17 protein-coding genes, 1 tRNA gene and 1 pseudogene are annotated in these 16,662 nt (G+C 68.3%); 9 read left to right on the forward strand and 10 right to left on the reverse strand.

The window, feature by feature from the left end; genetic code table 11:
- Positions 1 to 136: 136 nt before the first annotated feature.
- Positions 137 to 1,162: a 6-phosphofructokinase gene (locus tag ASG53_RS12300; RefSeq protein ID WP_056133335.1), complete on the reverse strand. Its 1,026-nt coding sequence runs from the start codon at positions 1,160 to 1,162 to the stop codon at positions 137 to 139.
- Positions 1,163 to 1,458: 296 nt separating this feature from the next.
- Here ASG53_RS12300 and ASG53_RS12305 point away from each other — a divergent pair, with 296 nt between their 5' ends.
- Positions 1,459 to 2,295: a class I SAM-dependent methyltransferase gene (locus ASG53_RS12305; RefSeq protein WP_056133338.1), complete on the forward strand. Its 837-nt coding sequence runs from the start codon at positions 1,459 to 1,461 to the stop codon at positions 2,293 to 2,295.
- Positions 2,296 to 2,341: 46 nt separating this feature from the next.
- Here ASG53_RS12305 and polA read toward each other — a convergent pair whose 3' ends face one another.
- The gene (polA, locus tag ASG53_RS12310) at positions 2,342 to 5,050 is read right to left on the reverse strand and encodes a DNA polymerase I (RefSeq protein ID WP_056133341.1); all 2,709 of its coding nucleotides are present in this window, start codon (positions 5,048 to 5,050) and stop codon (positions 2,342 to 2,344) included.
- On the opposite strand from polA, the gene ASG53_RS12315 reads away from it, so the two are divergent.
- The gene (locus ASG53_RS12315; RefSeq protein WP_056133344.1) at positions 5,049 to 5,486 is read left to right on the forward strand and encodes a hotdog fold thioesterase; all 438 of its coding nucleotides are present in this window, start codon (positions 5,049 to 5,051) and stop codon (positions 5,484 to 5,486) included. The genes polA and ASG53_RS12315 overlap by 2 nt on opposite strands.
- Here ASG53_RS12315 and ASG53_RS12320 read toward each other — a convergent pair.
- Both ASG53_RS12320 and ASG53_RS12325 read right to left on the reverse strand, forming a co-directional pair.
- Positions 5,454 to 6,167 carry a GNAT family N-acetyltransferase gene (locus tag ASG53_RS12320; RefSeq protein WP_056133346.1) on the reverse strand — a complete coding sequence of 238 codons (714 nt, stop codon included), beginning with the start codon at positions 6,165 to 6,167 and terminating at the stop codon, positions 5,454 to 5,456. The genes ASG53_RS12315 and ASG53_RS12320 overlap by 33 nt on opposite strands.
- Before the next feature lie 90 nt (positions 6,168 to 6,257).
- Positions 6,258 to 6,911 (reverse strand): ANTAR domain-containing response regulator, encoded by a 654-nt coding sequence (locus tag ASG53_RS12325; RefSeq protein ID WP_042439004.1) that lies wholly within the window; start codon positions 6,909 to 6,911, stop codon positions 6,258 to 6,260.
- Positions 6,912 to 7,163: 252 nt separating this feature from the next.
- On the opposite strand from ASG53_RS12325, the gene ASG53_RS12330 reads away from it, so the two are divergent.
- A tRNA-Leu gene (locus ASG53_RS12330) sits at positions 7,164 to 7,237 on the forward strand.
- A 40-nt stretch (positions 7,238 to 7,277) separates the two neighbouring features.
- On the opposite strand, the gene ASG53_RS12335 is transcribed toward ASG53_RS12330, so the two are convergent.
- Both ASG53_RS12335 and ASG53_RS19880 read right to left on the reverse strand, forming a co-directional pair.
- Complete coding sequence (locus ASG53_RS12335) at positions 7,278 to 7,583, reverse strand: hypothetical protein (RefSeq protein WP_156382774.1); 306 nt, start codon at positions 7,581 to 7,583, stop codon at positions 7,278 to 7,280.
- A 57-nt stretch (positions 7,584 to 7,640) separates the two neighbouring features.
- The gene (locus ASG53_RS19880; protein WP_156382775.1) at positions 7,641 to 7,835 is read right to left on the reverse strand and encodes a hypothetical protein; all 195 of its coding nucleotides are present in this window, start codon (positions 7,833 to 7,835) and stop codon (positions 7,641 to 7,643) included.
- 67 nt (positions 7,836 to 7,902) lie between these two features.
- Here ASG53_RS19880 and ASG53_RS20355 point away from each other — a divergent pair, with 67 nt between their 5' ends.
- Positions 7,903 to 8,427 (forward strand): hypothetical protein, encoded by a 525-nt coding sequence (locus ASG53_RS20355; RefSeq protein ID WP_235533941.1) that lies wholly within the window; start codon positions 7,903 to 7,905, stop codon positions 8,425 to 8,427.
- A 35-nt stretch (positions 8,428 to 8,462) separates the two neighbouring features.
- On the opposite strand, the pseudogene ASG53_RS20360 reads toward ASG53_RS20355, so the two are convergent.
- Positions 8,463 to 8,711: pseudogene (locus ASG53_RS20360) on the reverse strand (metal-dependent hydrolase); the annotation flags it as partial.
- A gap of 27 nt (positions 8,712 to 8,738) precedes the next feature.
- On the reverse strand, positions 8,739 to 9,431 hold the full coding sequence (locus ASG53_RS12350) for a hypothetical protein (protein ID WP_056133357.1): 693 nt from the start codon (positions 9,429 to 9,431) through the stop codon (positions 8,739 to 8,741).
- Positions 9,432 to 9,824: 393 nt separating this feature from the next.
- Here ASG53_RS12350 and ASG53_RS12355 point away from each other — a divergent pair, with 393 nt between their 5' ends.
- The 3 genes from ASG53_RS12355 to ASG53_RS12365 all read left to right on the forward strand — a co-directional run bounded on the left by ASG53_RS12355 (position 9,825) and on the right by ASG53_RS12365 (position 12,377).
- Positions 9,825 to 10,916: a hypothetical protein gene (locus ASG53_RS12355; protein WP_156382776.1), complete on the forward strand. Its 1,092-nt coding sequence runs from the start codon at positions 9,825 to 9,827 to the stop codon at positions 10,914 to 10,916.
- Positions 10,917 to 11,583: 667 nt separating this feature from the next.
- A complete protein-coding gene (locus ASG53_RS12360; RefSeq protein WP_156382777.1) occupies positions 11,584 to 12,075 on the forward strand; it encodes a hypothetical protein in 492 nt (163 codons plus the stop codon).
- A gap of 86 nt (positions 12,076 to 12,161) precedes the next feature.
- Positions 12,162 to 12,377 carry a hypothetical protein gene (locus ASG53_RS12365; protein WP_156382778.1) on the forward strand — a complete coding sequence of 72 codons (216 nt, stop codon included), beginning with the start codon at positions 12,162 to 12,164 and terminating at the stop codon, positions 12,375 to 12,377.
- A gap of 24 nt (positions 12,378 to 12,401) precedes the next feature.
- Here the strand turns inward: ASG53_RS12365 and ASG53_RS12370 are convergent, their stop codons facing one another.
- Positions 12,402 to 13,010 carry a TetR/AcrR family transcriptional regulator gene (locus tag ASG53_RS12370; RefSeq protein ID WP_056133370.1) on the reverse strand — a complete coding sequence of 203 codons (609 nt, stop codon included), beginning with the start codon at positions 13,008 to 13,010 and terminating at the stop codon, positions 12,402 to 12,404.
- A gap of 145 nt (positions 13,011 to 13,155) precedes the next feature.
- On the opposite strand from ASG53_RS12370, the gene ASG53_RS12375 reads away from it, so the two are divergent.
- Positions 13,156 to 14,859 carry a 3-ketosteroid-delta-1-dehydrogenase gene (locus tag ASG53_RS12375; protein WP_056133372.1) on the forward strand — a complete coding sequence of 568 codons (1,704 nt, stop codon included), beginning with the start codon at positions 13,156 to 13,158 and terminating at the stop codon, positions 14,857 to 14,859.
- Positions 14,860 to 14,939: 80 nt separating this feature from the next.
- Here the strand turns inward: ASG53_RS12375 and ASG53_RS12380 are convergent, their stop codons facing one another.
- Positions 14,940 to 15,935 carry an NAD-dependent epimerase/dehydratase family protein gene (locus ASG53_RS12380; protein WP_056133375.1) on the reverse strand — a complete coding sequence of 332 codons (996 nt, stop codon included), beginning with the start codon at positions 15,933 to 15,935 and terminating at the stop codon, positions 14,940 to 14,942.
- 219 nt (positions 15,936 to 16,154) lie between these two features.
- Here ASG53_RS12380 and ASG53_RS12385 point away from each other — a divergent pair, with 219 nt between their 5' ends.
- Positions 16,155 to 16,610, forward strand: a complete 456-nt coding sequence (locus ASG53_RS12385; protein WP_056133379.1) for a hypothetical protein — start codon at positions 16,155 to 16,157, stop codon at positions 16,608 to 16,610.
- Positions 16,611 to 16,662 lie beyond the last annotated feature (52 nt).

Genomic DNA, 16,662 nt, shown 5'->3' on the forward strand with positions numbered 1-16,662 from the left:
ACGAGCGGGCGCGACCGTACTGCACCGCCATATACCTTACCGGCGCGGCGGTGGGTGGGTCAACGTGGGCGCGCGGGCGACGACGGGCCCCTGATCAGGGCAGACCCGTCGTCGCCCGCTCGGGCGTGCTGGTCTCTCAGGCGAGGACCCGGGCGACCCGCAGCAGGTCTTCGGGGACGTGCTTGACCTTGCCGGCGATCTCCTCGAGCGGCACGAGGACGACCTCTTCGTTGCGCAGGGCCGTCATGACGTTCGTCTCGCCGCGGCTGACGGCGTCGACGGCCGCGACGCCGAAGCGGCTGCCGAGGATCCGGTCGGTCGGTGTCGGGGTGCCTCCACGCTGCACGTGACCGAGGATCGTCAGTCGTGTGTCGAAGCCTGTCCGGGTCGCGATCTCGTTCGCGACGCGCTCACCGATGGCGCCGGCGACGATCTCGCCGAACTTGCCCAGCTGTGCCTCGTACTGCATCGAGCTGCCCTCTTTGGGCAGCGCACCCTCGGCGACCACGACGATCGAGAAGTTCGCGTGGGAGCGGTGACGGTGCTTGAGGAACTTGACGATGCGGTCCATGTCGAAGGGCTCTTCGGGGGCGAGCACGAGCTCGGCGCCTCCGGCGATCCCGGCGTTCACGGCGATCCATCCGGCGTGGCGGCCCATGACCTCGACCACCATGACGCGGTTGTGGCTCTCCGCGGTCGTGTGGATGCGGTCGATCGCCTCGGTCGCGATGTTGACGGCGGTGTGGAAGCCGATCGACAGGTCGGTCCCGGCGACGTCGTTGTCGATCGTCTTCGGGATGGCGACGATCTTGATGCCCTGCTCGGCGACCTTGTTGGCCGCGTGGAGCGTCCCGTCCCCGCCGATGCAGATGAGCGCCTCGATGCGCTCGGCCTCGAGCGTCGCCATCACGCCGTCGAGACCGCCGTCTGCCGAGTGCGGGTGGTATCGCGCGGTGCCCAGCAGCGTCCCACCCTGGGGAAGGACGTTGCGGATGTCCTCACGGGACATGGTCCGGACGTCGCCGTCGACGACACCCTTCCACCCGTTGCGGAAGCCGATGATGGTGTGCCCGTACTCCCCCAGCCCCTGCTTGACGACCGCACGGATCGCAGCGTTGAGCCCTGGGCAGTCGCCACCGCCGGTGAGCAGACCGATTCTCATTCAAACTCCCTCAAGAAGTGTCAGGTGAGCAGCGTCGTCGCGTGGTCCAGAACTGGACCCTCGACCTCAACCCTACAGAGCCCCTCCGCTGGTCCGAGCCGCCATTGGTCCCATCCGGAGGGACAGGTGTCGCTCTGCTGACCACACCCCCGCAGAGGACAGGCCGAACGCAAGGGGTGCCCCGCCCGGCAGGCCCGCTACGAGCCCAGCAGCGTGTCGCGCGGCGGGTTGACCAGCATCTTCGTCGGCAGACCGGCACGATCGCCCACCGAGAGGTCGGCCAGCAAAGCGACCCGATGCCTCAGACTGGTCCCGTGACGAACGACAGAGCGCTGCGCGCCGGCTACCAGGACGTGCCCGACGAGTCGGCCGGGCCTGCGAGCCGCGGCTGGTGGGACGAGAACGCGACGGAGTACCTCGACGAGCACGGTGCCTTCCTCGGCGCCGACGACTTCTGCTGGTGCCCGGAGGGCCTGAGGGAGAAGGACGCGCACCTGCTCGGGCCTCTCGAGTCGCTGCGCGGCGCCCAGGTGCTCGAGATCGGCTCTGGTGCGGCACAGTGCGGCAGGTGGCTCACCCGCCAGGGAGCGCGGGTCGTCTCGACCGACGTCTCGCACGGGATGCTGCGTGAGAGCCTGCGGATCGACACCGCGCAGGGGACGCACGTCCCTGCGCTCCAGGTCGACGCCCGGGTCCTGCCCTTCGCCGAGGCGAGCTTCGACGTGGTCTTCAGCGCCTACGGTGCGATCCCCTTCGTCCCCGACGCCCAGGCCGTGCACGCCGAGGTCGCGCGCGTGCTGCGGCCCGGCGGACGGTGGGTCTTCTCCGTGACGCACCCCGTCCGCTGGGCCTTCCCCGACGACCCGACCGAGCGCGGGCTCACGGCCCAGCGGTCCTACTTCGACCGCAGGCCGTACGCCGAGCGGGACGAGAGCGGGACCGTCACCTACGCCGAGTACCACCGGACGCTCGGTGACCACGTCCGTGAGATCACGGCCGCGGGGCTCCAGCTCGTCGACGTGGTCGAGCCGGAGTGGCCCGAGGGGCACGACCAGACCTGGGGAGGATGGAGCCCGACCCGCGGACGCCTCCTCCCCGGGACGGCGATCTTCAGCGCGCGCACCCCGGGCTGAGCGTCCACGTCGGCCCGGGGTGCGAGCCTGCCCGCACCAGCTGTCGTCAGTGCCCGGCGTCGTGCCAGCTGGACCCCGTGCCGACCGACACGTCGAGCGGGACGCGCAGGTCGGCCGCCGATCCCATCTGCTCGCGGACGAGGGCGGTGAGCTCCTCGAGCTCGCCGTGGCCGACCTCGAGGATGAGCTCGTCGTGGACCTGGAGCAGCAGGCGGGACTTCAGCCCGCGGACCGCGATCTCCTTCTCGACCCCGAGCATCGCGACCTTGATGATGTCGGCTGCGCTGCCCTGGATCGGCGCGTTGAGGGCCATGCGCTCGGCCATCTCCCGGCGCTGACGGTTGTCGCTCGTGAGGTCGGGCAGGTAGCGGCGGCGCCCCATGATCGTGGCCGTGTACCCGTTGGCGCGCGCCTCGTCGACAACTCCGGCGAGGTACGTCCGCACACCGCCGAAGCGGGTGAAGTAGTCCTCCATGAGCTTGGACGCCTCTTTGACGTCGATGTTCAGCTGGTTGGACAGACCGAAGGACGAGAGCCCGTAGGCGAGGCCGTAGGACATCGCCTTGATCTTCGAGCGCATGGCCGGTGTCACCGCTGAGGTCTCGACCTGGAAGACGCGCGAGCCCACGTAGTTGTGCAGGTCTTCGCCGGTCCGGAAGGCCTCGATGAGGCCCTCGTCGCCCGAGAGGTGCGCCATGATGCGCATCTCGATCTGCGAGTAGTCGGCCGTCAGCAGGGTCTCGTACCCGTCACCGACCACGAAGGCGCGACGGATGCGGCGCCCAGCCTCGGTGCGGATCGGGATGTTCTGCAGGTTCGGCTCGGTCGAGCTGAGTCGACCCGTCGCGGCGATGGTCTGCTGGAAGGTCGTGTGGATGCGGCCGTCGTCTGCGACAGACTTGAGCAGTCCTTCGACGGTCTGGCGCAGCCGGGTCGAGTCCCGGTGCTCGAGCAAGAACTTGAGGAAGGGGTGCTCTGTCTTGACGAAGAGGTCGGCCAGCGCCGCCGCGTCGGTCGTGTACCCCGTCTTGATCTTCTTGGTCTTGGGCATCTCGAGCTGCTCGAAGAGCACCTCCTGGAGCTGCTTGGGCGACCCGAGGTTCACCTCGCGTCCGATCACCTCGTAGGCCGCTCCGGCAGCTCCGGCCACGAGCTCGCCGAAGTGCTGCTCGAGCTCACGGAGGTAGTCGACGTCCATCGCGATCCCGTGACGCTCCATGTGCACGAGCACAGCCGAGAGCGGGAGCTCGAGGTCGGTCAGCAGGGACTCGGCGCTGCGGTCGCCGAGCTCGCCACGCAGGACCTCGGCGAGATCAGTCAGCGCAGCAGCACGCACGGCGAGACGCCCGCCCTCGCTGTCTTCGCCGACGGCGAGGTCGAGCGCACCCTGGTCGCCGTTCGACGTGTCGAGCGGGGTGAGCTCGCGGTGCAGGTGCCGCTCGGCGAGGTCGCCGAGGTCATAGCTGCGCTGGTCGGGGAAGCAGAGGTAGGCGGCGAGCTCGGTGTCGAAGACGACCCCCTCGAGGGAGTAGCCGCGGGAGGCGAGCTCGTGCCAGACGGACTTGCCGCCGTGCACGACCTTGGGCCGGGTCGGGTCGGAGAGCCAGTCGCCGAGTGCACGGTCGTCGTCGTCCGAGAGGTCGGTGAGGTCGAGGGCGACAGCCGAGGCGGGTCCGTCGGCGACTGCCAGCGCCCAGGCGTCTCCGCCTGCGGGGACGGGTCGTCCGGCCACGTCGAGCCCGAGCGGACGCTGGTCGTGCTCGGCGAACCAGGCCTCGAGCAGTCCCGGAGCGAGGTCTTCGAGAGTGACGTCGACGGACGGACCGACATTCTCGTCGTCGTCTGCCGCGGGGTGCATCGCGAAGAGACGCTCGCGGAGCGTCCGGAACTGGAGCGCGTCGAAGACCGTGCTCATGGCCTCGCGGTCCCACGGCTGGACCTTGAGGTCGTCCGGGCCGAAGGGCAGCTCGACGTCGGTCAGCAGGTGGTTGAGCTGGCGGTTGAGACGCACGACGTCGAGGTGCTCGCGCAGCGACTCCCCTGCCTTGCCCTTGATCTCGTCGGAGCGGTCGAGGATCTGCTCGAGGCTGCCGAACTGGTTGATCCACTTCGCGGCCGTCTTCGGGCCGACGCCCGGGACACCCGGGAGGTTGTCGCTCGTCTCGCCGACGAGGGCCGCGAGCTCGGGGTACTGGTCGGGCTCGACGCCGTACTTGGTGCGGACGGCCTCCGGGGTCATCCGGGCGAGCTCGGACACACCCTTGACCGGGTACAGCACGGTGACGTTCTCGTTGACGAACTGGAGGGAGTCGCGGTCGCCCGAGCAGACGAGCACCTCCATGCCGAGAGCGTCGGCCTGCGAGGACAGGGTCGCGAGGATGTCGTCGGCCTCGAAGTTGTCCTTCTCGAGGTGCGGCACGTGCATCGCCTCGAGGACCTCTTTGATGAGGGGCACCTGCCCCTTGAAGGGCTCGGGCGTCGCGTCGCGGGTGCCCTTGTAGCTGGGCAGCGCCTCGGTGCGGAAGGTGGTCGAGCCAGCGTCGAAGGCGACGGCCACGTGCGTGGGTTCTTCGACGCGCAGCAGCGTCGCGAGCATCGAGATGAACCCGTGGACGGCATTCGTGTGCTGGCCAGAGGTGGTGGAGAACTTGTCCACCGGCAGGGCGAAGAATGCCCTGTAGGCCATCGAGTGGCCATCGATCAGCAGGAGTCTGGGTCGCGAAGTGTCGGTCACACCTGCAAACCTATCTCCCATGACCGACAACGACACCACGCAGGGCGACGCCACGAGCGCCTCCCCCGGCATCGCCGACCTCGTCCGCGGGACGCTCATCGAGAGGATGGGGATCGAGCTGCTGGAGATCGGTGCTCAGCGCACCGTGGGCACCATGCCCGTCGAGGGCAACACCCAGCCCGCAGGGCTGCTGCACGGGGGTGCGAGCGTCGTACTCGCAGAGACTCTCGGGTCGCTCGCGGCCCAGGCGCACGCGGGCGAGGGACGCACGGTGGTGGGCATCGAGGTGGGTGCGACGCACCACTCGGCGGCTCGGTCCGGGATCGTCACCGGGGTCGCGACACCGCTCCACCTGGGGCGGACGACGGCGAGCTACGAGATCGTCGTGACGGACGACCGGGGCAGGCGGACCTGCACGGCGCGGCTAACCTGCCTGGTGCTCGTGCCGACGGTCTGAGGACTCGACGAGGTCGTCCGCTGCGGTGGCCTCGTCGGTCGCCGACGGCTCTTCCGGGGCCTTGTCGAGCGACAGGCTCGCCTGGAAGCTACGCAGGTCGAGCGGACCGCTGTTCGTCTCGATGCGCGCGCGGCGACGCCGGGCGATGAGGTCTTCGATGCTTCGGACCTGGTGGCGGCGACCGGCGCTCTCGGCGGCGAGCTTGCGCTGCAGCACGGCCGTGGTGACGACACGGTGCGATGCTGCGGGCGCGAAGCCGAGCCTGGCGAGGAAGCGCTGCACCCCTCGGGAACCGGGGAGCGGCACGGAGTAGACGTCGAGAGCACCGACCGACGCGGCGAGGTCGCCCGCTGCGGTGAGCAGCGCGTGCCCCACCCCGCGACGACGGAAGTCCTGCGACACGTAGAGCGCCTCGATGTAGACCGACGTCACGTCGCTGAACAGGCTCGGCTCGATGATGCGCACGAGCATGAACCCGACGGGCTGCCCCTCGATCACGGCGACCTTGATGCGGCCGCCCGGCAGACCCGTGAGGGTCGCGAGCTGCCGCGTCAGACGCTCTTCGTCGTTGACGCAGAGCTGGACACCCGTACCTGCCTCGTGCCGTGCGGAGACGCTCAGCCTCGCCAGGACCGGAAGGTCCGACGCGACGGCGGGCCGGACATCGACCAGTGCACGCATGGGCAAGGCTCCTCGAGAGGGGGTGGACGCTTCGACCTAGCGTGCCCCTGCTGACCCGTGCGGGTCAACAGCGAGCAGTGTGAGATCAGATCAGTTGTCGCCGACCTGGTCGATGACGGCGTCGGCGACCTCACGCATGGTGAGGCGACGGTCCATCGACGTCTTCTGGATCCAGCGGAAGGACTCAGGCTCGCTCAGGCCCATCTTCGACATGAGCAGACCCTTGGCGCGGTCGACGCGCTTGCGGGTCTCGAAGCGCTCGGCGAGGTCGGCGACCTCAGCCTCGAGGGCGCTGATCTGCGAGTAGCGCGAGATCGCGATCTCGACAGCCGGCAGCAGGTCTGCGGGGCTGAAGGGCTTGACGACGTAGGCCATCGCCCCGGCGTCGCGGGCACGCTCGACCAGCTCGGTCTGCGAGAACGCCGTGAGCAGGACGACGGGCGCGACGTGCGCCTTGCCGATGCGCTCGGCTGCCGAGATGCCGTCGAGCTCGGGCATCTTGACGTCCATCACGACGACGTCGGGCTTGAGCTCGAGGGCCAGCCTCACGGCGGTCTCACCGTCGCCGGCCTCGCCGACGACGTCGAAGCCAGCCTCGCGGAGCGTCTCGACGACGTCCATGCGGATGAGGGCCTCGTCCTCGGCGACGACGGCACGGCGCACCTTGCGCGCCGGGGGTGCTGCGGGCTCTTCCTCGGGGGTCTCGACCGGCTCCAGGAGAGGCGGGAGGTCCAGAGGCAGCATGCTCTTCTTCTCTTCGTTGTCCGTCACGGGTTCATCCTAGTCGGTCGGGACCTGGGCGGTGAGCATCTGCGCACGTCGTCTGTGCCACACCTACCGTCCGGTCGGGTTCGGGCCCTGCACCGCTCCCCTGCTCTGGGTCGTCGGGGCTGGTCCACCTCGAGAGGTCGGCGCGGGCCCACAGGTACCCGCACCGGATGCCCGCACCGACCCCTGTCTGTGGTTTCATAGTCGGGCACTGCCAGCAAGCACCAGGCCCCGGTAGCCCAACCGGCAGAGGCGTTCGGCTCAAACCCGATCCAGTGTGGGTTCGAATCCCACCCGGGGCACATCATCTCGAAGTCTCTCGCGTCTCCTGACGGATCTGGATCATAGCTCGCCAGCCGGCGTCTGCTGCGCCTCGAGATTGACCACTCCCGCCAGGGTGGTGTCGATGCCGATGGCGCACTGGTTCTCTCCGGCTCCCGGACCGACTTCGACGGCGTGCGTGGTCCAGACGTCATAGCCGGTCAGCAGATCAGCTGCCGCGGTGTAGTTGTCCGCCACGCCCCACTCGTTTGCCGGGTAGTCGAGGCGCTCACCGTGAGCGTCGAGCACGCCTGCGAGGTGCATGAACTCGCCGTGGTCGGAGCCGACGAGCACCCCGCGGCTGGCAGTCGGGTACGGCTCGCGCACGTCGAGGGCGAGGACACGCAGAGCGGGCTCCTCGATGCCGTCAGAGAGTTCGCCCCTCTACTCATCCGTACCCGCGTTGCGGTAGCGCTCCGGGGCGTCCTCGCGGGCCGCCTGGGTGGGGGCAAGGTCGGCTTCGGGCGTCAGGCCGGAATCCAGAGCGAGGTTCGCCTCGGCGCGCCGGTCGGGAGCGAACTGCCCGCCGGCGCCCTGAGGCGCTCCGGCCTTGACGCGCCGTGGTTCGTGGTTGCTCATGCTGAGTAGATGTGCGAGCGTCGGCGAGGTTGCTGACGGCGCGGCACAGCCCGCCTAGGGTCGGTGCATGACCAAGAGCAGGAGTGTTGTCAGAGACGGCGCATTCGCGGTCATCGGCGGGGTGACTTACAAGGTCAACCTCTGGCAGCTGGACGAGATGACTGTATGGCGCGGGGCCAATGACCTGTCCGGGACATGGCAGCCGGACCTCTCGCGCACCCCGCAGATCGAGAAGATGCCGTGCTCGGCCGCGTCACGGATCTTCGCGGTGCGCACATTCGCGAAGTGGGGCGACGTCGGCGTACGCATCGCGCAGGTGCGCTACGACCAGAACAAGGCCACGGCGTTCTACATCGTGGGCGACCTCACGTACTGCGGGCCGCAGGACTGGCCGAAGCCGGTGAGCAGCCGCACTCCCCCGCGCCCGGGCATGAGCTCGCTCAAGAGCCACGGAAGCGACCCCGACGACGAGTTCGCAGGCGACGTCTGCCTCGAAGAGCTCACCGACATCCGCTCGACCGAGGTCGAGATCGGCCGCGACGAGGACGGGAACCTGCTCCCCGGCGGACGCTTCACCAACCTGCTGATCTGACGAGTGACGGGCCCGTCAGCCGGCCGGTGCTGATTCGCTGCGGCGGCGACCCCGCGGGTGACGATGCCGCCAGAGCGGGCGATGGTGCCGGAGTGGTGGTCGACGTCGGGCAGGAGCGCGGCGCCGGCGGTCACGAGCGCGCCGATGAGGACGGACTGTGCCGGCAGCGGCTCGATACTGAGTGCGAGGGGTGCGGTGGAAGTGACTGCGATCCATGCTGCTGCGCCTGAGACGGCGTGTCCTTTACCCATCATGGTCAGCACATGTGCGGCACGGGGCCCCATCCCGAGCTCGCTGGAACTCCAGCTGCACTATTTCTTCTTGACCAGAGCCTCCAGCGACGTGGCGATCCGGCGGACGGCCCCGAGTTGTGAGTTCGACGCGGTCGACTCGGACTCGAGGCTGACGGTATGGAGGCTGAGCTGGTACGTGTCGACGAAGGTTCGTCGATGCGCGCCTCGGTATGTAAGCGTGACTGCGCATTCGTCCGGAACGGTACTGGTCTTGCCGTTGGCGGCGAAGGTCTGCCAGACGTTGCCGAGGGACTGTCCTGGGCTGAGGTGAGCCACCGGACGCTCGTAGCGCAGGCGGATATTGCTCGCCGGGTTGTCATCAGCCGTTGCCGTGATGGGCGGATCGAAGGTCACCGAGATGTCGCGAGCTGACGTGGTCCCGTAGTTGACGATGCGGAACGCGACCGAGGATCCGCTGTTCCGTGCGGGAACGAGCTCGGCCGCCAGGTAGGGACGTGATCGTTCGCGGCTGTCGCGTGCGGCGGCGTAGAGGGCGCCGATCGCTACCAGCGCCGTGATGACGGTGGCGATCGTCGAGACCGCTCCCCCGTTGGCGTTGAGCCATGACCACACATCATCAGGGACCTCACTCGCTTCGAGTCGCATGTCGAGATCGTTGCACATGCCCGCCCGCAAGTCTGAGGGCTGGGCGAGCGTCCTGCTGCTTGGTGCGCCCAACCGGGCAAGCACTACGCGGTCGGTCTCGAACACGCCTCTCTCGACAGGCACATCCCGATCGGAAGTCACGATGACCAGCCGCCAAGACGCCTCGAAGCGACAACCTAGGAGGCCTGTGCGCTTTGACCAGACGGCGGCGATGCGCACGGGACGGCTTCGAAACACGCACCATCCTCACCGTAATGACGGACGACCCTGCGCCCCGCACGACGGCGCGACGAATCTCGGTGACACCCCACAGCCTGCTGCAAGCTCATCGAGAGGCGGCCGCCGGTGGCCATCGCCCACCGCCTCCGGTGGCGACAGTGTGGCGATCCGACTACCTCCGACGCGCGAGGTCAACACTGGATCGGTGATCCACAGGCCTCGGATAGGTGGCGTCCTGCACCCCGGTAAGACCACCGTGATGCCGTTACCCTCGGTTGAGTGAAGCGACTTCCCAGGCGACCCGAACAGATCGAAACTCTCAACTTCCATGCTGCGGTCGATGTTCCCACCCCTGGCGAGCAGCGGCGGGTGTCTGACCCCGCTCGGGTCGAGGCAACGGTCGCCCAATTTGAGGCGGGCCTCCGTGACTCCCTGGAATCGCCGCCACGCATCCGGGGATGGGTCAGCGACCAGCTCTTCGGTCTCATCGCCGCAGACCTGGGAGGATGCAAATTGGTGAAGCAGGAGGACGCCGGCACCCTGTTCTACGAGGACGAGGTGAAGCTCCCGGACTGGCGGCTGACGCTCCTGTCGGACAAGAATATCCTCGTCGAGGTCAAAGCCGAGAACGACAGCCGCCCGAGGGTATCCAAGCTGCGCATGACGGAGGTCGCCCGGCTGCTTCGCTACGCCGAGCTGAACGATTGCCCGCTGTACATCGCGGTCCACTGGGTCGCGATGAGCATGTGGACGTTGGTGCCGATCGACGACTACAGCCAGGTAGGTCACCACTTCGAGATCAACCTCGAGACCGCCTTCAAGCGTAACCACATGAGCTCATTGCTCAACGACCGCATGCTCGGGCTGACGCCTCCGCTGGAGTTCCGCCTGACGATGCAGGAGGTAACGGGCGAGGATGGTGTAGGCGATGTTGAAGCTGGACCTGAAGAGGATGGAACGAGGAAGCTGTCCCTCGTGACCACCGGAGTCCGCATGTTCGCCGGCGGCGAGCAGATGGTCGACAAGAGCGAGACCACGCTCATTTGGTTCCTCCTCCAGCACGCACGATGGCCGTGCGAGGAAAAGTTGGAAGATGCTGACGACGGGATGTGGGAGATGGTGTTCACGATGGCGCCCGAAGAGAGCCACGCCGAGCAGGGCTTCGACATCATCGGGGACCTGAGCGAGCTGTACACCCGCATGTTCCACTCCGGCACCACCTCACTCGAATACGAGACGACCAAGCTCAGCATCGACGTTGAACCTGGCACCCTTCCACGACTCGTTCCGACAGATCTGAAGTCAGACCGGCTTCCGCTGTGGCATATACATACCACCCCTTCCTCTCCAACTGGCGTCAAGCACACTTAGCGGTAGCTCCGGCCCACCACCCCGAAAGCCCCGACCGAAACCGAGCCGCACCGAAACTGCCCTACGGCTGAACGCCGGTTCCAGCGCACTCATCAACATTGCGGGCCCTGCCTCCCGAGGGACGGGTGTTACCGGCTGCCTGGCCGTGCAGCACTCGGCCACATTGGAGAGCGGGCACGAACCAGGTGGTGTGGACGCAGGGGTAGCTCCCGATCTTGGAGCTCCTGCAGGCGTTCTTTCAGCGTCGCGAGGGGTTCGGGGCCAATGCTCGCAGGATCGTCTTGGCGACCTCCCGCGAAGCGAAGTTGCGCTGCCCGCAGGTGGAGGTGAGGATCGCGCGTGCTTCGTTGGCACGCAGCTGTTGCACTCCAACGCCGCGCCCATTGGCCACGCCACTGCTCTGGCTCCCCTTGTGATGACGTACCGACCTGCTTAGTCGCCATCGATCCCAGCGGGCTCCATCTGCATGCTCACCGCTGAGGCCAGCAGCATCGCGTTAGACTCACCGGCAGCCATAGGCGCTGGGGAGCCTGGAGTTTGCTGCTCGAAGTTGAATATCAGGCTAGAAGTGCACATGTCAGTACGCTGCCCCTACTTCACCCGGTAAAGCTGGTCCAAGGTTTCTCTCTCGCACATGTGCGGCAACGGTGCCGCACATGTAGGCGCCATGAATGACGAACTCATGATCAGCGCGCTCGCCGACGTCCAGAACCAAGCACGAGCTGCCGCACGTGCTCACGACGACCTGCAGGTCGCCAAGGCCACCGCACAGGAGCAGTGGGCGAGGCTCTTCGACGCGACACAGATCGCTCGAGTTGCCGGGGGCAGATGGGACGAGATCCTGCAGACCTCGCCTGCCCGAGAGGTCCAGGCGTTGTGGCGCACGCTCGGAGAGGACCAGCAGGTCCGAGACCTGAAGGCAGAGCCGGCACCCAACCTCGCGGAGGCGCTCAGGGCTGCGACGAGCGAGGCTCAGCTCGACCAGCTCATGACCGAGGTGGGTCACCGAGTCGTCCCTGCCTCTGGAGCCCTGAGCGTCTCGGATGCCGCGCATCTGCTTCGGGTCCCCCGCGCTGTCATCCGCTCTTGGATCGATGTCGGGATCCTGCAGACCGTCGAGGCCGAGGGGTCGGCCACAAGAGTCAAGGGCATCGCCTAGGGCTGGGTTTCAACGGTCTGGCAACGCCCGAGCAGGACGGGCACATGGTCCCTGAACCTGGGATCTGGGATGTGTACCGTGATGCCATGCAGTCAGTTCGCAGGGGAATCGAAGGTCCGAGGTCGCACCTCGCCAGCAGGAACGCTGACCGCAGGTGTGAGGACGCCACCGGCCCGGTCACAGCACTGGTCCAGCTCGACCCGAGCGACGCCCGTCACCTCGCCGAGCTCGCGGCGCAGCGAGGTCTGACGCTCCCGCAGTTCCTGTACGAGACGGCCATGACCCAGCTCTGCGTCGCCTAGTCCAGGCGGCCCGCATGCGTCAGGTCAGTGCTTACTCAGCGAAGGACGACGCGTGATGCCTGAAGTGGCAGGAGGCCACCCGTTCCACGAGGGCAGTCCGAGAAGCGCCCGGCCAGCTCCGGCGATCGCGCCTTCGAGCTCGGTGTCGGTGAGGGTGGCTGTGTCGGGGTCCATCGCGGGGCCCATGAGTCCGGAGAGGAAGATGCCGACGCGCACGCTCGCGGATGGTGTCGGCTCGGACCCACGGAGGACGTCGCGCAACCTGCGGAAGGTGTCCGCCTGCGGACCGTCCTCCCGCTGGAGCTGCGCCGCGGTCACGTCTCGGAGGACGACGGCGTAGAGCTCGCGATTTTCGACGGCCTGGCGGGCGAGACCGTCGACGACGAAGGCCACGCGGTCGATGTCGTCCTGCTCGTCGGCGCGGTCTAGCAGACGGTCGAAACCCTCGAAGGCAGGGGCCAGGACAGCGCGGACGATGTCGTCCTTGGTCCTGTAGCGGTAGTAGACCGCGGCCTTGGCCACCCCGAGGCCGTCCGCGATCATCTGGAGCGAGGTCCCGGCCACGCCGTGCTCGTGGAAGAGCGACAGCGCGACGTCACGGACACGTTCGGGGGGTGCGTCCCCTCGGGGCATGGCGTGGCTCCTGACTCGTCTGGGCGTGCCCCCACGGTACCCGCCAGGACCTACCGACACATTACTTGCCGTTCGGCTAGGACGAGGCCAGGATGAGGAGACCGCGGCCGTACGGCCAGCGCCCCCGATGACGAGGAGACCCCCGATGAGCACCACCGCACCCCCCGCAGGCCCTCGAGCGGCCGACAGCACGGTCGACGTGCTCGTGATCGGTTCTGGCACTGGGATGGCGGCTGCGCTGGCCGCAGCCGATCGCGGGCTCAGCGCGCTCGTGGTGGAGAAGACGGAGTACGTCGGAGGCTCGACGGCACGCTCCGGCGGGGCCTTCTGGATCCCGGGGAACGACGTGCTGCGTCGTGGAGGCGCTCGCGACACCGAGGCCTCAGACCACGAGTACCTGGAGGCCGTTGTCGGCCCCGACATCGACCCTGCGCGCTGGGAGGCGTTCCTGGAGTCCGGGCCGCAGGCCGTCGAGATGCTCTCTCGCACGACGACCATGGAGTTCTTCTGGGCCCGCGGCTACTCCGACTACCACCCGGAGAACCCCGGCGGCTCTGCTCTCGGCCGCACGTGCGAGTGCAAGCCCTACGACGCCGCGACGCTCGGTGATGAGCGTGGTCGCCTACGACCAGGGGTGCTCGACGCACCGATCCCCATGCCGGTGACCGGTGCGGACTACAAGTGGATGAACCTCATGACCCGCGTCCCGACGAAGGCGTGGCCCAAGATCTTCAAGCGCGCGGTCCAGGGTGTCGGCGGGCTCGTGCTCGGGCGCCGGTATCTCGCCGGCGGCCAGGCACTGGCGGCCGGCATGTTCGGAGGGCTGATCGACGCCGGGGTGCCGGTCTGGACACGCACGAGCCTCGTGGAGCTCGTCACCGACGGCGACCGAGTCACCGGCGCCGTCCTGGAGCAGGACGGGCGGACCGTGACCGTCACCGCACGGCGAGGCGTCGTGCTGGCAGCGGGAGGCTTCGACCACGACATGACGATGCGGCACGAGCACCAGCTGGCGAGCCTCGGACAGCACGCGAGCCTGGGAGCCGAGGGCAACACCGGAGACGGGATCGTCGCCGGCGAGAGGCTCGGGGCCGGGACGGCGCTCATGGCCGAGTCGTGGTGGTTCCCGGCCGTCGCCCCCGTGCCGGGCGGCACCCCCCAGGTGCTGCTCGCCGAGAGGTCCCTGCCCGGGTCCCTCATGGTCGACCAGACCGGCCGTCGTTTCATCAACGAGGCCGAGGACTACATGTCCTTCGGCCAAGAGGTGCTGCGTCGTGACGCGGACGGCGACCCGGTCGAGGAGATGTGGCTCGTCTTCGACCAGGCCTACCGCAACCGCTACCTTCTCGCCGGGACGGTCTTCCCGACCATGCCCCTGCCCCGCGCCTGGTACGACGCGGGCGTCGCGGTCCGGGCCGACGACCCTGCCTCGCTCGCCCAGGCCATGGGTGTGCCGGTCGACGACTTCGCCGACGGTCTCGGACGCTTCAACCGGATGGCCGCAGGGGGCAACGACTCCGACTTCGACCGCGGCCGCAGCGCCTACGACCGCTACTACGGAGACCCGACCGTCACCCCCAACCCCAACCTGCGCCCGCTGACCGGACCGCTGTACGCGGTCAAGGTGGTCCTGTCCGACCTCGGGACCTGCGGCGGCCTGACGGTCGACGCCTCGGCACGGGTCCTGCGTGAGGACGGCTCCACGATCCCGGGCCTCTACGCGATCGGGAACACCGCGGCCAACGCCTTCGGCCGCCGGTACCCCGGAGCTGGCGCCACGATCGGGCAGGGCCTCGTCGCCGGATACGTCGTCGCCGAGCAGCTCGCCGGGGCCCCCGTCCCGGCCTGACCAGGCCCTCGAAGACCAGAGGCCCTGGTGCTGCGCAGCTCGCGCGGTACCAGGGCCTCTCGTCGTCAGGGTGCCACCGGCTAAGCGGGGACCGGGACCTCACGAGGGTTCGCCACGCACCAGTCCAGGCTCTCGCGGATCGCCGCGACCACATCGTCTTCCTCGATCCCCAGGACGTCTCCGACCGTGCGCGGGCTGGTCGCGTCACGGTCTTGGAAGGCTGCGGTGTCGACGAGGTGGACGCCGTGCTCGAGCCCGGCTGCCTGGCACTGGGCGTCACCTTCGGCGTACGTGGCGGCGACTGCCTCGAGCGGGACGACGACGACCTCACCCGGGTCGCGACCGAGGGCCTCGCAGCACAGACCGAAGAGCTCGACATAGCTGAGGTCGTGCGCGTTGATCGCATAGCGTCCGCCATGCTCCCCGCGCTCCATCGCACCGACCGCACCCTGGGCCACCTGACGGACGGTCACGGACGAGGTCGACCCGCCCAGGACCGCGACCTGGCCCGGCTGGGACTCGACGATGTCGAGGAAGCTCTGCCACAGCGGTCGCTGGCCCGGGACGATCCCGAAGATGTAGGGCAGGCGCAGCACCATGACGTCCATGGCACCGTCACCCTCGAGGTAGGCGACCTCCTCCTGGGCCAGGCGCGTCCGCGGGTAGCCGTTGCGCGACCGGAACCCGAGGTCGGCCCACTGCTCTCCCCACTCGGCGGTGTACGAACCGTAGAGCACAAACTTCTTGACCCCAGCCTGGCGAGCCAGGCGCGCGAGCCGCTGCGTCGGGACGACGTTCGCCTCGTAGAAGAACCGGGCGGCCGGAGCCTGGGGTGTCGTGCGCTCGTCGGCCCCGATCGCGTAGAAGAAAGCGTGCTTGCCCGCAAGGAGCGAGAGCACCTCGTCGTCGGTCATCGTCATGATGTCGCCGTAGAGCGTCTCGACCTCGTCGGGGATGTGCGCGACGTCGGCGGCAGGCAGGGAGACCGTCGTCACGTCGTAGCCCCGACGCAGCAGCTCGAGCGTGGTGTGGTAGCCCAGGAGGCCGGTGCCTCCGAGGACGAGCGTGCTGGTCATGTCGGTCCCGTCGTGTGGTCGGTGAAGGTGATGTCTCCACGCTAGGCCTGCCGCAGGACCGGCGGCCGGGAAGAAAGTCCTAGCCGATCGGCAAGTACTCCGGACGGAGTACGTCCCCGAGTCCAGCCGGACCACGACACGTCGACCGCTACCGCACAGAGTTGACGGAGGTCGCGCTCAGGCAGAGCGCTCACCTCGAACATCCGCGGGAGGACATTCTTGCCTCGGTGGCTCTACCATCTGGGCACGTTCAGTGCTCGACACCGTCTCGCGCTCTTCATCGCCTGGCCGCTCGACCTGCTCGTGGTGGGGGTCGTCACCCTCACGGGGATGAAGTCCTCCGACGCGGGCTTCGATATCCCCGGCCAGGAGTCGAGCACGGCACTTTCTATCGTCGAGGACACCTTCGCCGCGAGGGCTGGCGCTCCCGCGACGTCGTCGCTGCAGCTGGTCGTCCAGTCCGCCGACGGCATCACCACCGGAGACGGACCTGCCACCGTCGAGCGCCTCGTCCAGGAAGCCGGAGTCCTGCCCCACGTGGCAGCGGTGTCCGACCCGCTGCAGACACGATCACCGAAGACCTCGGGCTCCCCGTCGGGCACGTACTCGTCGATCGCGCGTTCTGCGACTGTGGTCTGCATGGCACTCCAGGATCGTCGCAGGTGGTCCGGCTGAGGGCCGAGCTCCGCGCCACGGTCGGTGGTCGCTCGTGGCGCGGAGCTCCTGC

This window comes from Sanguibacter sp. Leaf3, assembly GCF_001425965.1.
GTDB classification, from domain to species: Bacteria; Actinomycetota; Actinomycetes; order Actinomycetales; family Cellulomonadaceae; genus Sanguibacter; species Sanguibacter inulinus.

What these genes read in the sequence shown, in the direction of transcription:
- ASG53_RS12300 (WP_056133335.1), bottom strand. Translation starts at nt 1,162, where the DNA reads ATGAGAATCGGTCTGCTCACCGGCGGTGGCGACTGCCCAGGGCTCAAC.
- ASG53_RS12305 (WP_056133338.1), top strand. Translation starts at nt 1,459, where the DNA reads ATGCCTCAGACTGGTCCCGTGACGAACGACAGAGCGCTGCGCGCCGGC.
- ASG53_RS12315 (WP_056133344.1), top strand. Translation starts at nt 5,049, where the DNA reads ATGACCGACAACGACACCACGCAGGGCGACGCCACGAGCGCCTCCCCC.
- polA (WP_056133341.1), bottom strand. Translation starts at nt 5,050, where the DNA reads ATGGGAGATAGGTTTGCAGGTGTGACCGACACTTCGCGACCCAGACTC.
- ASG53_RS12320 (WP_056133346.1), bottom strand. Translation starts at nt 6,167, where the DNA reads ATGCGTGCACTGGTCGATGTCCGGCCCGCCGTCGCGTCGGACCTTCCG.
- ASG53_RS12325 (WP_042439004.1), bottom strand. Translation starts at nt 6,911, where the DNA reads ATGCTGCCTCTGGACCTCCCGCCTCTCCTGGAGCCGGTCGAGACCCCC.
- ASG53_RS19880 (WP_156382775.1), bottom strand. Translation starts at nt 7,835, where the DNA reads ATGAGCAACCACGAACCACGGCGCGTCAAGGCCGGAGCGCCTCAGGGC.
- ASG53_RS20355 (WP_235533941.1), top strand. Translation starts at nt 7,903, where the DNA reads ATGACCAAGAGCAGGAGTGTTGTCAGAGACGGCGCATTCGCGGTCATC.
- ASG53_RS12360 (WP_156382777.1), top strand. Translation starts at nt 11,584, where the DNA reads ATGAATGACGAACTCATGATCAGCGCGCTCGCCGACGTCCAGAACCAA.
- ASG53_RS12365 (WP_156382778.1), top strand. Translation starts at nt 12,162, where the DNA reads ATGCAGTCAGTTCGCAGGGGAATCGAAGGTCCGAGGTCGCACCTCGCC.
- ASG53_RS12370 (WP_056133370.1), bottom strand. Translation starts at nt 13,010, where the DNA reads ATGCCCCGAGGGGACGCACCCCCCGAACGTGTCCGTGACGTCGCGCTG.
- ASG53_RS12375 (WP_056133372.1), top strand. Translation starts at nt 13,156, where the DNA reads ATGAGCACCACCGCACCCCCCGCAGGCCCTCGAGCGGCCGACAGCACG.
- ASG53_RS12380 (WP_056133375.1), bottom strand. Translation starts at nt 15,935, where the DNA reads ATGACCAGCACGCTCGTCCTCGGAGGCACCGGCCTCCTGGGCTACCAC.